Consider the following 14,789-nt stretch of genomic DNA (forward strand, 5'->3'; position numbering starts at 1 on the left):
AGGATCAAGGCGCGGGGCCGAAGCCTCTCCAAGGAATCAGCCGCCCAGCGCGTGCCAACGCGCCTGCAGCTCGTCCAGGCGCAGATCGGCGGCGGCGCCGGGCGAGACCCGCGCGGCCAGGCTGCCTTCCGGCGTGCGCCCCTGCCCCGCACTGTCGGCGGACGCGGCGGCGGCCTGGTAGGCCTCGCGGAACGGCACGCCGGCCACCGCGGCTTCCACCGCCACGTCGGTGGCGTACATGCCCGAATCGATCGCCGCGCGCAGCTTGTCCTCGCGCCACTCCAGGTTGGCCAGCAGCGCCGGCAGCAGCTCCAGCGCCGCCAGGCCGCGGCCGAAGCCGTGGAAGATCGCGCCCTTGCTGCTCTGCAGGTCGCGGTGATAGCCCGACGGCAGCGACAGCAACTGTTCGATCTCGGTGCGCGCCGCGGCCACGCTGGCGTGGGTGGCGCGCATCAGCTCGATCACGTCCGGGTTGCGCTTGTTCGGCATGATCGAGCTGCCGGTGGTGTACTGCGCCGGCAGCGCGACGAAGCCGAATTCGCCGCTGGTGAACAGCGACAGGTCCCAGGCCAGGCGGCGCAGGTCCAGGGTGGCGCTGCCCAGCGCTTCCAGCGCGGCCATCTCGAACTTGCCGCGCGAGAGCTGCGCGTAGATCGGGCTGACCTGCAGGCGCGCGAAGCCCAGCGCGGCGGTCGTATGCGCACGGTCCAGCGGCAGGTTGACGCCGTAGCCGGCGGCGGTGCCGAGCGGATTGCAGTCGACCAGGCACAAGGTGTCCCGGGCGCGCAGCGCATCGTCGATGAAGGCCTCGGCCCAGCCCGCCCACCACATGCCGGCCGAGGACACCACGGCGCGCTGGATGTGGGTGTAGCCGGGCACCGGCAGGTCGCGCTCGGCCTGCGCGCGGTCCAGCGCGACCTTGGCGATCTCCGCGCTCAACTGCGCCAGCCGCGCCAGCTTGTCCTTCAGCCACAGCCGGGTGGCGACCAGGATCTGGTCGTTGCGGCTGCGCCCGGTGTGGATCTTGCGCCCGGCATCGCCCAGGCGTTCGGTCAGCCGCGCCTCGATCGCCGAATGGCCGTCCTCGAAGCGCGCATCCAGCACGAACGCGCCGCTGCGGAAATCCTCGGCCAGCACCGCCAGTTCGCGCTGCAGCCCGGCCAGTTCGTCGGCGGACAGGATGCCGATGCGCTGCAGGCCTTCGGCGTGCGCGCCGCTGGCGGCGATGTCGTGCAGGAAGAACTCGCGGTCCAGGAGCACGTCGTCACCGGCCAGGAACGCCTGGATCTGGGTGTCGACGGCGACGCCGGGTTTTTGCCAGAGGAGAGTGGTCATTGGGGAAGCCGGGAATGGGGATTGGGGAATGGGGATTCGGAAAGCGGCGCGCTGCGTCCGTCATAGATGCAGCGGTGACGTGGGCGCTCTACTCCGGCGCGTGCATCGGCGGGATCGACGTCAGCTCGGCCACGCCCAGCGCCAGATTGAGGTTCTGCATCGCCTGCGTCGCGGCGCCCTTGAGCAGGTTGTCCAGCGTCGCCACCAGCACCAGGCGCTTGTTGCCCGGGGCCAGGGTGAAACCGCCGAGCTGCACGCCGTGGCGGCCGGCGATGCGGCTGACCCACGGCGCCGCGTCCACCACCTCGATCAGCGGCTCGTCGGCGTAGCGCGTGCGATACAGCTGCTGCACCGCCTCCAGCTTCAGCGGCTGCTGCAGCCACAGGTTCACGGTCATGGTGATGCCGCGGAAATGGGGCGCCACGTGCGGCATGAACTCCACCGGCACGCCGAGCTGCGCGGACACCTCGCGCTCGTGCATGTGGTCGGTCAGCGCGTACGGCATCAGGTTGTCGCGCAGCAGGTCGGGGTTGTTCTTGTCCGACGGCGTGGTGCCGGCGCCGGAGTAGCCGGACACGCCGAAGCACTGCGGCGGACCGGCCAGGTGCTCGCGCAACGGTGCGATCGCCAGCTGCATCGCGGTGGCGTAGCAGCCGGGATTGCTGATGCGGCGCTGTCCGGCATAGCGCGCGCGGGTCAGCTCCGGCAGGCCGTAGTACCAGGCCGGGTCGAAGCGGTAGTCGGCGGACAGGTCGACCACGATCGGATCGGCCGCACCGGCGGCGACCGCCGCGTCCAGCGCCGCCACGTAGGGTGCGGCCTTGCCGTTGGGCAGCGCCAGCACCACCACGTCGGCGCGCTTGGCCGCCACCGCCTCCGGGTCGAGGTTCTCGTAGCGCAGTTCGCCCTGGTAGGCGTCGTGGTGCGCATCGACGCGCTGCCCGTCCAGCTCGCGCGAGGACAGGAACGCCAGGCGCAGTTGCGGATGCGCCGCGATCAGGCGGATCAACTCGGCGCCGGTATGGCCGCGGGCGCCGACGATGCCGATGGAGAAGACGGGAGACGTGCTCATGCGTGCGAATCCAGGCGGAACTGCAGGTGGCGTTTCACCCCCGCCCATTCCGTATTGATGATGGAGAAGATGACGGTATCGCGCGGGGTGCCGTCGGGGTGGCGCTTGTGGTTGCGCAGCACGCCGTCCTGCTTGGCCCCCAGCCGCGCGATCGCGGTGCGCGAGGCCTGGTTGAACCAACTGGTCTCGAAGACGACGCTGAGGCAGCCGAGCGTGTCGAAGGCATGCCCGAGCAGCAGCAGCTTGGCCTCGGTGTTCAGGCCGGTGCGCTGCACCCGCGGGGCATACCAGGTGTAGCCGATCGACAGCGTCGGCACCTGCGGATCCAGGCCGTAGAAGCGCGTGCTGCCGACGATCTCGCCGTGCGCATCGCGCACCACGAACGGCAGCACCCGGCCCAGCGCCTGCACCTCCAGCGTGGCGGCGACATAGGCGTCCACCCGCTCCGGCGCCGGCACGCTGGTATACCACAGCGCGTCCAGGCCGCTGCCGCGCACGGCGTTGCGCAGGCCCTCGGCGTGCGCCGCCTGCAGCGGCTCCAGGCTGACGTGGCGGCCGCGCAGCGTGGGCACGCGGCGCCAGGCCTCGGGAAGCACGGAATCGTTGCTGGACATGGGGTCGTTCCTAGGCGAAGGGACCGTTCAACCCTGCAGGGTCGGCGTGCGCGTGGCGCAGTGCGCCACGCAGTGCTGGATCTGCTCGAAGGTCTCCAGGCCGTACCAGAACACCTTCCACTTTTCCTGCTTGAAGCAGCCGTCGGACTCGGCGTAGTAGAAGATGTTGACCTGGTTGTTGTGGCGCGAGCGCCAGAACAGCTGCGGCGTCTCCTCGCGCATCACGTTCCACACCGCGCGGCCCAGGCCCTCGCCCTGCGCGTCGTCGAGCACCGCGAACTTGTCCAGGTAGGTATAGCCGCCCTCGTCGGTCAGGATCACCGCGGTGCGGTAGTTCTCGCTGACGTAGGCGCGCAGCAGCCGGGTGCTGTCGAAATAGTCCGGCACCAGGGTGCGGCCGAAGCTGGATTCGATCAGGGTCTTCAGCCGCGGCAGGTCCAGCTCGCTCCACGCCGTGGCGCGCAGCACCTTCTCGCCGCGCCGCACCAGGGTGCCCGAGCCCTTGTGGGTGAACAGTTCCTTGGCCAGGTCGGCCGGGCGCGTGATCGACACCGACGACTCCAGCGGCAGCCGGTCCAGCAGGTCCTTGATCTGCTCGATCTTCACCTTCATGCCGCCATGGATCCACGGCTGCGCGATCAGGTGGTCGTACTCGGTGGACAGGTTGATCGAATCGATCACCCTGCCCTGTTCGTCGAGCAGGCCGCCGGTGCCGGTGAGGAAGATGATCTTGTACGGCTGCAGTTCCTGCACCAGTTCGTTGGCGGCGAAATCGGCGTTGATGTTGAGGATCTGCCCGCTGGGCGTCTCGCCCAGGCTGGTGATGACCGGGATCGAGCCGGCCTGCAGGCTGGCCTCGATCGGCGCCAGGTTGACCGCGGTGACCTCGCCCACCAGCCCGTAGGTGTCGCGGTCCAGGTACTGCGCCTCGAACACCCCGCCGGTGATCGAGGTGGCGCGTGCGCCGTTCTGCTGCAGCGCCTCGACCAGCTTTAGGTTGGAGGCCTGGAACACCCGGCGCACGATCGCCAGCGCTTCCGGCGAGGTCACCCGCAGGCCGTTGACGGTCTGCTTCTCGATGCCGGCGGCGGACAGTTCCGTGTCCAGCTGCGGGCCGGCGCCGTGCAGCACGATCGGGGTCAGCCCCACCTCCTGCAGGAACGACAGCGAGGAGGTCAGCGCCTCCAGGTCGTCGCGCAGCACCGCGCCGCCGACCTTGACCACGGCGAAGCGCTTGGCGTCCAGTTGCGAGAAGCGCTTGAGGTACTGGCTGATCTCCTTCGCGCTGGCCATGCTCGAAAGCAGGCGCACGATGGTCTGGCGGGTTTGGCGGTTGGCGTGCATGGCGTGGGGCGGTGTCCGAAGGAATGCGGGGTGGACGCGATCGCGGGATCGGTCCGGGCGACAGGGAAAGGCGTGCGGCTCAGCGCGCGCCGTTGATGATGCGGTGCACCGAGGCGGCGTAGCGCTGCAGTTGCTCCAGCGTCACGAATTCGTCGGCGGTGTGCGCCTGGGCGATGTCGCCCGGGCCGTAGACCAGCGCGGTGTAGCCGCCGGCGGAGAACAGCGAGGCCTCGGTCCAGAAGTCCACCGCGTTGCCGATCGGCAGCTCCAGCGCATCGGCGACGTCGCGCGCGGCCAGGCGCTTGTCCTCGGCGCGGGCGATGTCGCCGGAGGGCAGGCTCGGGCCGCGGAAGGTCTCCTCGAAATGCGCCGCGGCCGGCTCGGCGAAGCCGGCGAAGGTCGCCAGCAAGGCGTCCACGTCCATCGACGGCAGCGGCCGGAAGCCGAAGCGCAGCTCCGCGGCCGGCGCGATCATGTTGGCCTTGATCCCACCCTCGACCCGGCCGATGTTGAAGCGCAGCCCGGTCAGCCCGCCGAAGCGCGCGTGCGCCAGCGACTCCACGTGGTCCAGCGCGCGACCGCCCCAGCGCATCGCCTGGTGCAGCGCGCTGGCCGCGGCGTCCTGCTTGCCCGACGCGTGGCCGGCGCGGCCGGCGAAGCGCATCAGCACCGAACTGATGCCGCGGTGCGCCAGCACCGCCTCGCTCATGGTCGGCTCGGCCACCAGCACCGCCTCGTAGGCGATGCCGCGGGCCAGGAACGCGGCGATGCAGCGCGGGTCGTTGGCTTCCTCGTCGCTGGAGAACAGGAACGCGGCATCGCCGTCGCCGGCATTGGCCGCGGCCAGCAGCGCCGCCGCCGCGCCCTTGATGTCGCACACGCCCAGGCCGACCACGCGATCGTCCAGGCGCCGCATGACGTGCGGATCGGCTCTCCAGTGCGGCGAATCGGGCACCGTGTCCAGGTGCACGTTGAACAGATACTTCGGCGTGCCGCGCACCGCGTACAGGCTGACCGCACCGGCGCCGTGGTCGATCACCTCCACCGCGAAGCCGGGCAGCTGCGCGCGGATGTAGTCGAAGATGCCGTCGGGGCCGATCGCGCGCGGCGGATTGCGGGTGTCGAAGGACACCAGCGCCTGCAGGTGATCGAGCGTGGAGGTGAGCAGATCGGTCATGGTGGGTCAGGCCGCCGTGGGGCTGGTGCGGTAGAGGTCGGGATGGGCGATTTCCATCAGCGTCTGCGGCCGCGCCGGCGCGGCGAAGCCGTGCTGGGCGTACAGCGCATGCGCATCGGAGGTGGCGAGCAGGAAGCGACGCAGGCCTTGCAGGTGCGGGTGTGCCATCACCGCCGCCACCAGCTGCTTGCCGTAGCCGCGGCCGCGGTAGGCGTCGAGTACGAACACATCGGCGAGATAGCCGAAGGTCGCGCCATCGCTGATCACCCGGGCGAACGCCACCTGCCCCACGCCGTCGAGATGGCCGCCGAAGCACAGGGAACCGGCGATCGCCCGCCGCACCGTGTCCAGCGGGATGCCCAGGCACCAATAGGCCTGCTCGCTGAGGAAGCGATGGATCAACGGCAGATCCAGTTCCTGCTTGTCGGTGCTGATACGCAACGGGGAACGCATCGCGTCGGGATCCTTCATGGAACGCATGGGGAGCGCAAGCAGGCAGCGCCTGCCGCAGGCGGACGAACGGGGAGCACGCCGCTCAACTCGAATAGAACCAGGCCGTGCGGATCAAGGCGTCCCTGACCTCGAAGACCGCCATGGTCTCCAGCGCCTGCGCCGCCAGTCCGTGGATCCGCTCGTGGTCGAACACCCACTGGCCCAGCACCGTCCGCGACACCAGCTCCGCCCGCAAGGCGGGGTTGTTGAAGCGGTGTTCGGCGTAGAACGCGGCGAGCGCGCCCTTGCCCTGCAGCGAAGGCGACACGGCCGGCATCCGGTAGGAGACGAAATCCTCGGCGAAGCAGGCAAGGAAGGCGGACAGGTCGCGGCGGTTGTACGCTTCGAACTGCCGCGCGACCGGTTCGATCACGGCGGACATGGCGGTACGGTCCAGATGGGAGGCAAACGATCCTCCACGGGTGACCGGGCCAGAGGTCCGGTCACCCGCGGCACGACTCAGCGGTTGACCTGCGCGTACAGCGTCGAGCTCATGCCGAACAGCTTGATGAAGCCCTCGGCCTCGGCCACGCCCCAGTCCGCCGACTGCGCGTAGGTCGCGCCCTTGGCGTTGAGCAGGTGCGGCGACTTCACCGCCACCGCGTCGACGCGGCCGCCGCGGGTCTCCAGCGTCACCTCGCCGTTGACCATCGCCTGCGACGACTTCAGGAAGGCTTCCAGGTCGGTCTTCAGCGGATCGTGGTAGAAGCCTTCGTAGACCAGCTCCACCCACTTGCGCGCCACGTCCGGCTTGAAGCGGTTCTGCTGCTTGGTCAGCACCGCGTCCTCCAGCGCGCGATGCGCGGCCAGCAGCGCCACCAGGCCCGGCGCCTCGAACACGATGCGGCCCTTCAGGCCGATCACGGTGTCGCCGGTGTACACGCCGCGGCCCACGCCGTACGGCGCGAACAGCTTGTTGAGCTTGGCCAGGATCTGCTCGCCCGGCAGCGCCTTGCCGTCGAGCTCGACCGCCTCGCCCTGCACGAACTTCAGCTTCACCGTCAGCGGCTCGGTCGGCCACGCGCTGCGCGGCGCGCACCAGCCGCGGGCGCCCTCGCCCGGCGCTTCCCAGCGGTCGATCTCGCCGCCGGACATGGTCAGGCCGAGCAGGTTCTCGTTGATGGTGTAGGCCTGCTGCTTGGCGCGCACGCCGAAGCCGCGCTCTTCCAGGTACTTCTGCTCGTAGGCGCGGGTCTGGGTGTGTTCCTTCTGGATCTCGCGGATCGGGGCGACGATCTCGTAGTCGCCCAGCGCCTTGACCGCCAGATCGAAGCGCACCTGGTCGTTGCCCATGCCGGTGCAGCCGTGGGCGATGGTCTTGGTGCCCAGCTCCTCGGCGCGCTTGAGCGCGGCATCGACGATCAGGTAGCGGTCGGACACCAGCAGCGGGTACTGGCCCTGGTAGCCCTCGCCGGCCCACACGAACGGCTTGACGAAGCCGGCCCAGATCGCCGGGCCGCCGTCGACGGTGACGTGGCTGGCCGCCCCCAGTTCCGCCGCGCGCTTCTCGATGAAGTCGCGCTCCTCGGCATCCACACCGCCGGTGTCGGCGAACACCGTGTGCACGGCATAGCCCTTGGCCTGCAGGTAGGGAATGCAGAAGCTGGTGTCCAGACCACCGGAAAAGGCGAGGACGATGTCCTTGGTGCCGGGAGTGGAGACAGGGGAATCGGGAATGGGAGAAGCGGTGCTCATGGCGGTTTCCTTGATGACGCGTAAAAGTGGGGGCGAAGGCTGTTGCTGCGACGATTCTCTATTCCCGATTCCCGATTCCCGCTTGCGAAGCAAGCGCCGCCATCACGGCCTTCTGCACATGCAGGCGGTTCTCGGCCTCGTCGATGGCGATGCAGTTGGGCGAATCCATCACCGCGTCGGTGGCCTTGACGTTGCGGCGCAGCGGCAGGCAGTGCGAGAACACGCCGTTGTTGGTCAGGGCCATCTTGCGCTCGTCGACGATGAAGTGCTGGTACTGGTCGCGGATCGGCTTCTCCGGGCCCCAGTTGCCGAAGAACGGCAGCGCGCCCCAGCTCTTGGCGTAGACCACGTCGGCGCCGGCGTAGGCGCTGTCGATGTCGTGGCTGACGGTCAGCGAGCCGCCGCTCTCGGCCACGTTCTGCGCGGCCCAGCCCATGTAGCGCTCGTCGAGCACGTAGTCCGGGGTCGGGCACAGCAGGGTCACGTCCATGCCCAGGCGGGTGGCGATGGTCAGCGCGGAATTGGCCACCGCGGTATTCAGCGGCTTGGGATGGTAGGTCCAGGTCAGCACGTACTTCTTGCCGCGCAGGTCGCTGCTGCCGAAGTGCTCCTGCAGCGCCAGCGCGTGCGCCAGCTCCTGGCACGGGTGGGTGATGGTCTCCATGTTGATCACCGGCACCGGCGAGTACTTGGCGAAGCTCTTCAGCACCAGGTCCTCGCGGTCCTTGGCCCAGTCGACGAACTTCGGGAACGCGCGCACGCCGATCAGGTCCACGTAGCGGCCCAGCACCCGCGCCACCTCGGCGATGTGCTCTTCGGTGTCGCCGTCCATCACCGTGCCCAGGTCGAACTCGATCGGCCACGCGTCCTTGCCCGGCTGCAGCACCACCGCGTGGCCGCCCAGCTGGAACGCGCCCAGCTCGAAGCTGGTGCGGGTGCGCATGGAGGGGTTGAAGAACACCAGCGCGATCGACTTGCCCTTCAGCTCGTTGCCGAGGCGGTTGCGCTTGAACAGCGCCGCCTGGGTCAGCACCGCGTCCAGCTCGGCGCGGCTCCAGTCCTGGGTGTTCAAGAAGTGCTTCAGAGACATCGATCGATCCTTTGCAGCGGTGGGGACGCGGGACGCGCGGGAAGTTCTACAGGAAGGTTCTTTACGGGTGAAACTTTTCCGGGCGATGAAAACGAAAAAACCCAGCCTCGGGCTGGGTTTTCAGAACGAACGGCACGACGCTCCGGTTACCCAGCGAGAATGTGGGATTCCGGTCGACGCGCGCGCGACGTCATGCCCGAGGCCATGCGTGCGGCGCTGAGATCGTGCTGGGGCAGGTTCGCTTTCATCGGCGCGCATCCTCGCACGCGCACGCCACAGGCGCAAGCGCGCGGCGCTCAGCGCGGCGGCACCACCACCGCGTCGGGCACGTAGGGCGCCACCGAGACGCGGATGCGCAGCCGGTTGCCGGGATCTTCCGGCAGCCGCGAGCGGTACTTGGTGCCCTTGTAGACATAGTCCACGTCGTAGGCGATGGGCCGGCGGAACTCGCGGCCGACCTCGACCGTCCGGCAGTTGCGCCCCCCGGCCGGGGCTGTGGCCGGCGCGGCCGCCGGGGCCGGCTCCTCGTGGCGGCGGCTGAAGATGTCCTTCACCGAATCCATCAACCGGTTGAAGCGGCTGTCGTCCTCGGCCGGCTTGGGCGCCCGCGCCGCCGGTGCCGGCGTGGGCGCCGGGTCGCATTGCTGCTCGGTGCGGGTGGCGCGCAGGGTCTGGTACACCGGCTCCACGTTCAGCACCTGGGCGTAATCCAGCTTGACGTTCTCGATCACCACCACCCGGTTGCGCGCCTCGGAGTCCTGCGCCCAGGCCGGCGCGGCGGCGCAGGCAAGGATGCCGACCAGCGGCAACAACGGGTTAGGACGCATCGGCAGCAGGCTTCGCAAGGGCAGACCAGTGAGTGTAGGCATGGCGGCTTGCGTCGGGCTGAACGCGAGCCGACGGCCGCGCCCGCCGGCCTGGCGCGCGCCCTCCCCCGCGGGCACGCCGCGTCGGATCTGTCAGGCGTACCGCCCTGGCGTGGTGCAGCGCCTGGCTGGCGGTCGGTCGAGTCGCGCGCCCTGCCCGCCCCACCCGACCGGCCGCGATGGCGCGGATCCGCGGCCACGTCATCGCACAGGCGCGGAGCGCCGGCCACGTCCTCGCGCGTCCTTGCCCACAGACCCGCGCAGCTGCGGCACCGCATGCGCGGAGACGGATGACCCGCCCTGGGGCGGCTGCCGGTAGAATCGGGCGGTTTCCCCACCGCCGATGCCGATGAGCCTGCGCCTGCACAACAACCTGACCCGCCGGGTCGACGCCTTCGAACCGCTCGATCCGGTGGCCGGCCCGACGCTCTACGTCTGCGGCCCCACCGTCTACAACTACGCGCACATCGGCAACGCCCGTGGCCCGGTGGTGTTCGACGTGCTGGCGGCGCTGCTGCGGCGCCGCTACGGCAAGCTGCGCTACGCCCGCAACATCACCGACGTGGACGACAAGATCAACGCCGCCGCGCAGGCGCAGGGCGTGCCGATCTCGGCCATCACCGACCGCTTCGCCGCCATCTATCGCCAGGACATGGCCGCGCTGGGGGTGACCCCGCCGGACATCGAGCCGGCCGCCACCGCGCACATCCCGCACATCGTGGCGATGATCGAGCGGCTGATCGCCGGCGGCCACGCCTACGCCGCCGAAGGCCACGTGCTGTTCGCGGTGGCCAGCTTCGCCGACTACGGCAAGCTGTCGCGGCGCGACCCGGAGGAGATGCTGGCCGGCGCCCGGGTCGAGGTCGCTCCCTACAAGCGCGACCCGGGCGACTTCGTGCTGTGGAAGCCCTCCAGCGACGAGCTGCCGGGCTGGGACTCGCCGTGGGGTCGCGGTCGTCCCGGCTGGCATATCGAATGCTCGGCGATGGCCGCCGCGCACCTGGGCGAGACCATCGACATCCATGCCGGCGGCGTGGACCTGCAGTTCCCGCACCACGAGAACGAGATCGCGCAGAGCGAATGCGCCCACGGCGGCGCCACCTTCGCCCGCGTCTGGCTGCACAACGGCATGCTGACCTTCAGCGGCGCCAAGATGAGCAAGTCGCTGGGCAACATCGAGACCGTGCACGACCTGATCGCCCGGCATCGGCCGGAGGCGCTGCGCTGCGCGCTGCTCAGCGCGCACTATCGGCAGCCGCTGGACTGGTCCGACGCCCTGATCCACGCCCAGGTAGCCCGGCTCGACGGCCTGTACGGGACGCTGCGCGACCTGCAGGGCATCGATGCCGAGGCGGTCATTCCGGCCGAGATCGAAGACGCCCTCGACGACGACCTCAACACGCCGCTGGCGCTGTCGGTGCTGTCGACCCTGGCGGCGCAGGCGCGGCAGAAACTGCGCGAGCTGGCGCCGGCCGGCGGTCCCGACCCCGCCGATGCCGCGCCGCGCGCGGACGCGCTGCGCCAGGCCAAGGGCCGCCTGCTCGGCGCCGGCCTGGCCCTGGGCCTGCTGCAGCAGGATCCCGAGGTCTGGTTCCAGGGCGCCGGCAGCGACGACGACGCCCGCATCCAGGCGCTGATCGACGCCCGCAGCGCCGCCAAGCAGGCCCGCGACTTCGCCCGCGCCGACGCCATCCGCAAGGAACTGGCCGAGGCCGGCATTGTCCTGGAGGACACGCCGCAGGGCGTACGCTGGAAACGCGGGTGACCGGGCGCTCTTAGAAAAAGGGCGCACGGCTGTTCCCTTCTCCCTTGGAGAGAAGGTGCCCCGAAGGGGCGGATGAGGGTACGAGCGAAGCATAGAGCCATAAGGCCCAGCGAATGGCATCGACAGTGCACGAGGCTGCGCCCGGACCCTCACCCCAACCCCTCTCCCGGAGGGAGAGGGGCTTACATCGCTTGATCTTGGATTGCTGATGACCGATACCGACTTTCCGCTCGAACCCACGCCCGCCGACGCCCAGGCCGCCATCGCCGAGGAATTCGGCTTCTTCGGCGACTGGTCCGAGCGCTACCAGTACCTGATCGACCTGGGCCGCAAGCTGCCCGCCTTCCCCGAACACTGGAAGACCGAGGAGCATCGCCTGCACGGCTGCCAGTCGATGGTGTGGATCGTGCCCGAGGGCAATGCCGAACGCCTGGTGTTCCATGCGATCAGCGACTCGGCGATCGTCTCCGGGCTGATCTACCTGGCGCTGCGGGTCTATTCCGGGCGCAGCGCCGCGGACATCCTGGCCACCGCACCGGATTTCGTCGCCGCCATCGGCCTGGGCAAGCACCTGTCGCCGACCCGCAGCAACGGCCTGGCCGCGCTGCTGGCCTTCATCCAGGACACGGCGCGCGCGCAGCAGGCATGAGCGCGCCCCTGCCCACCCCGCACACCCTGCGCACGCTGCTGGCGCACCCCGGCTTCGCCCTGGTGCTGGCCTACCGCATCCTGGCGATGCTGTCCTACCAGATCGTCGCGGTCACGGTCGGCTGGCACATCTACGAGATCACCCGCGATCCGTTCTCGCTGGGCCTGATCGGCCTGGCCGAGATCCTGCCGTTCTTCTGCATCGCCCCGTTCGCCGGCTACCTGGTCGACCACCTGCCGCGGCGCTACCTCGGCATGCTCGCCAGCGTCGGCCTGATCGCCACCGCCGCGGTGCTGCTGGCGGTGAGCCGTGGCTGGCTGTCCGCGCACGGGGTGTGGCCGATCTACGCGGCGATCGCGCTGACCGGCGCCGCGCGCGCCTTCCTGTCGCCGGTCTACAACGCCCTGTTCGCCCGCGTCCTGCCCCGCGAGGCCTACGCGCGCGGCGCCAGCGTCGGCAGCGTGGCGTTCCAGGCCGGCATGGTGCTCGGCCCGGCGCTGGGCGGCCTGCTGGTCGGCTGGGGCGGCAAGAGCCTGGCCTACGGCACCGCGATCGGCGCCTCCAGCGCGGCGCTGCTGGCGCTGTGGTTGCTGCGCGTCGCCGAGCCGGTGCACGAAGGACCGCGCGCGCCGATCTTCCGCAGCATCGCCGAAGGCGCGCAGTTCGTGTTCTCCAACCAGATCATGCTCGGCGCGATGGCCCTGGACATGTTCTCGGTGCTGCTGGGCGGCGCGGTGTCGATGCTGCCGGCCTTCATCCACGACATCCTGCACTACGGCCCCGAGGGCCTGGGCATCCTGCGCGGCGCACCGGCGCTGGGGTCGATCCTGGTCGGCGTATGGCTGGCGCGGCACCCGCTGCAGCGCAACGCCGGACGCGTGCTGCTGCTGGCGGTGGCCGGCTTCGGCCTGTGCACCATCGCGTTCGGGCTGTCGCGGCACTTCTGGCTGTCGGCGGCAATCCTGCTGGCCTACGGCATGTGCGACGGCGTCTCGGTGATCGTGCGCCAGACCATCCTGCAGTTGGCCACGCCGGACGCGATGCGCGGCCGCGTGTCCTCGATCAACGGCATCTTCATCGGCTCGTCGAACGAACTGGGCGCGTTCTACGACGGCGTCATGGCGCGGCTGATCGGCCTGGTGCCGGCGGTGGTGCTGGGCGGCTGCGTGACCCTGGGCGTGGTCGGCGTCACCAGCTGGAAGGCGCCCAAGCTGCGCAATCTGGATCTGCGCGACCTGCAGTAGACCCGGGCTGACGGCGCGCGCGCGGCGGCGCCCGGCGGGCGCGGCGACGGCGCGGCCTCGCCGCGCCTCCCGCGCAGCGCCACCGGCGCCTGCGCGCCGCCCAACGCACTTCGGCTCCGCCGCAACGGCCGCACTCAGCGTGCGGCCGCCACGGCGCGCGCCTGCGCCTCGTCGTCGGCCCAGGCATGCGCGCAATCCGGAACGCCGGCCGGCTGCACCAGGCCGCCCTGCCGCGCCAGGAACCGGCAGGTAGCGGCGAACACCGCCGGCACCGCGCGCGAGCGGATCGGCGAGGCCAGCACGTGATTGTCGGCACCCGGGAAATCCACCGCCTGGCGCAAGGCCGGCGGCGTGCCCAGTTGCTTGAACATTGCCTGCAGCGCCGCCACCGACACCGTGCGGTCCTGATGCTGCGGATCGCGGTAGTAGTAGCCGAGGAACACCGGCACATGGATCCGCGCATAGGTCGCCGGCTGCATGCCGCCGCGGGTCAGCGCCGCCAGCGCACGGTAGCCATCCAGATGCGTGGCATCGGCCCAGTAGGCGCTGTCGACCGGATAGCGCAGGATCGGATCGCCGCCGTTGTGCGTCCACGCCAGCAACTGCGCGCCCCAGGGCCACAGCATCGGTTGCAGCTGATCGCCGTACTCGCGCACCAGCGGCGACCACAGCACCAGCGCCTGCACCTGGCGTGGATTGGCCGCCACCGCCTGCAGCGCCAGCGCGCCGCCCATCGAATTGCCGATCACCACCACCCGCTCGCCCAGTACCCGGGTCACCGCCAGCGCCTCGGCCGCGCTGGCGAGCAGGCGCCCGGCATCGACGCCGCGCAGCGCATCGGCCGCGACCAAGCCGTGCCCGGGCAGGCGCGGCAGATACAGATTGCAGCCGAAGCTGCGCGCCAGCCGCACGTGCGTGGGCGCGCCCTCGCCCTGGCTGGCGGTAAAGCCATGCAGATAGACCATGGCGCACGCGCGTCGCCCCGGATGCGCCGGATCGGCCCAGACGATCCGCGCCTGGTTGTCAGGGCGCACCCCCGGCGTGGCGCGTTCGCGCGCATCGATCCAGGCCTGCAGCGCCAACGGATCCTGCGGCACCGCCGGCGCCGCCACCTGCGGCAGGGCCACGCTGACCCGTGGCCCCAGCGCAATGAGCGCCAGCAGGAACAAGGCGATCAGGACCGGCAAGCGCCAACGACGGCGGCGTTTGGGCACGGATGGCCCGGCCAAATCGGAATTGCGACTCAAGCGTGGCACTCCATTATCGATGCAGCACCGGATACATGATTGAAATAATTTGCAGGCAATGACATGGATTGTCAGAAACGACATGGCGATATACCACGCCCGTCATTATGCGACATCGTTATGACAGGCACATTTAAAGCTCCTCGACAGTTATCGAAGACACTCCGGTTCCGGCAATAAGCAGTGGAATTTCCAAGTC

14 protein-coding genes are annotated in these 14,789 nt (G+C 70.0%); 3 read left to right on the forward strand and 11 right to left on the reverse strand.

Annotated features, from left to right (window positions below; all coding sequences use genetic code 11):
• Nucleotides 1-36: 36 nt before the first annotated feature.
• From argH to AC1PME_RS12585, 10 genes are all read right to left on the reverse strand, one after another.
• On the reverse strand, nt 37-1,335 hold the full coding sequence (argH, locus tag AC1PME_RS12540) for an argininosuccinate lyase (RefSeq protein WP_481096035.1): 1,299 nt from the start codon (nt 1,333-1,335) through the stop codon (nt 37-39).
• Nucleotides 1,336-1,423: 88 nt separating this feature from the next.
• The gene (gene argC / locus AC1PME_RS12545; protein ID WP_307551028.1) at nt 1,424-2,407 is read right to left on the reverse strand and encodes an N-acetyl-gamma-glutamyl-phosphate reductase; all 984 of its coding nucleotides are present in this window, start codon (nt 2,405-2,407) and stop codon (nt 1,424-1,426) included.
• Nucleotides 2,404-3,021, reverse strand: a complete 618-nt coding sequence (locus tag AC1PME_RS12550; protein WP_481096036.1) for a GNAT family N-acetyltransferase — start codon at nt 3,019-3,021, stop codon at nt 2,404-2,406. Before AC1PME_RS12550 ends, argC begins: the two co-directional genes overlap by 4 nt.
• A 27-nt stretch (nt 3,022-3,048) precedes the next feature.
• On the reverse strand, nt 3,049-4,365 hold the full coding sequence (locus tag AC1PME_RS12555; RefSeq protein ID WP_254458329.1) for an acetylglutamate kinase: 1,317 nt from the start codon (nt 4,363-4,365) through the stop codon (nt 3,049-3,051).
• 79 nt (nt 4,366-4,444) lie between these two features.
• Nucleotides 4,445-5,542 carry an acetylornithine deacetylase gene (locus AC1PME_RS12560; protein ID WP_481096037.1) on the reverse strand — a complete coding sequence of 366 codons (1,098 nt, stop codon included), beginning with the start codon at nt 5,540-5,542 and terminating at the stop codon, nt 4,445-4,447.
• Between the two features lie 6 nt (nt 5,543-5,548).
• Entirely contained in the window at nt 5,549-5,995 is a 447-nt protein-coding gene (locus AC1PME_RS12565; protein ID WP_307551034.1) for a GNAT family N-acetyltransferase, read from the reverse strand.
• Nucleotides 5,996-6,077: 82 nt separating this feature from the next.
• Nucleotides 6,078-6,416, reverse strand: coding sequence for a nuclear transport factor 2 family protein (locus tag AC1PME_RS12570; protein ID WP_254458332.1), 339 nt, complete (start codon nt 6,414-6,416; stop codon nt 6,078-6,080).
• A gap of 77 nt (nt 6,417-6,493) precedes the next feature.
• Nucleotides 6,494-7,729: an argininosuccinate synthase gene (locus tag AC1PME_RS12575; RefSeq protein WP_254458333.1), complete on the reverse strand. Its 1,236-nt coding sequence runs from the start codon at nt 7,727-7,729 to the stop codon at nt 6,494-6,496.
• A 58-nt stretch (nt 7,730-7,787) separates the two neighbouring features.
• Nucleotides 7,788-8,819: an N-acetylornithine carbamoyltransferase gene (locus tag AC1PME_RS12580; protein WP_254458334.1), complete on the reverse strand. Its 1,032-nt coding sequence runs from the start codon at nt 8,817-8,819 to the stop codon at nt 7,788-7,790.
• 296 nt (nt 8,820-9,115) lie between these two features.
• Nucleotides 9,116-9,646 (reverse strand): hypothetical protein, encoded by a 531-nt coding sequence (locus tag AC1PME_RS12585; RefSeq protein ID WP_481096038.1) that lies wholly within the window; start codon nt 9,644-9,646, stop codon nt 9,116-9,118.
• Nucleotides 9,647-10,034: 388 nt separating this feature from the next.
• On the opposite strand from AC1PME_RS12585, the gene cysS reads away from it, so the two are divergent.
• From cysS to AC1PME_RS12600, 3 genes are all read left to right on the forward strand, one after another.
• Nucleotides 10,035-11,450, forward strand: coding sequence for a cysteine--tRNA ligase (cysS, locus tag AC1PME_RS12590; RefSeq protein ID WP_307551039.1), 1,416 nt, complete (start codon nt 10,035-10,037; stop codon nt 11,448-11,450).
• A gap of 208 nt (nt 11,451-11,658) precedes the next feature.
• Nucleotides 11,659-12,099, forward strand: a complete 441-nt coding sequence (locus tag AC1PME_RS12595) for a SufE family protein (RefSeq protein ID WP_017912501.1) — start codon at nt 11,659-11,661, stop codon at nt 12,097-12,099.
• Nucleotides 12,096-13,343: an MFS transporter gene (locus AC1PME_RS12600; protein ID WP_254458337.1), complete on the forward strand. Its 1,248-nt coding sequence runs from the start codon at nt 12,096-12,098 to the stop codon at nt 13,341-13,343. Before AC1PME_RS12595 ends, AC1PME_RS12600 begins: the two co-directional genes overlap by 4 nt.
• A 134-nt stretch (nt 13,344-13,477) precedes the next feature.
• Here the strand turns inward: AC1PME_RS12600 and AC1PME_RS12605 are convergent, their stop codons facing one another.
• Entirely contained in the window at nt 13,478-14,530 is a 1,053-nt protein-coding gene (locus AC1PME_RS12605) for an alpha/beta hydrolase (RefSeq protein ID WP_481096039.1), read from the reverse strand.
• Between the last annotated feature and the right edge of the window lie 259 nt (nt 14,531-14,789).

The sequence above is a fragment of the Xanthomonas sp. NCPPB 901 genome (genome assembly GCF_056725085.1).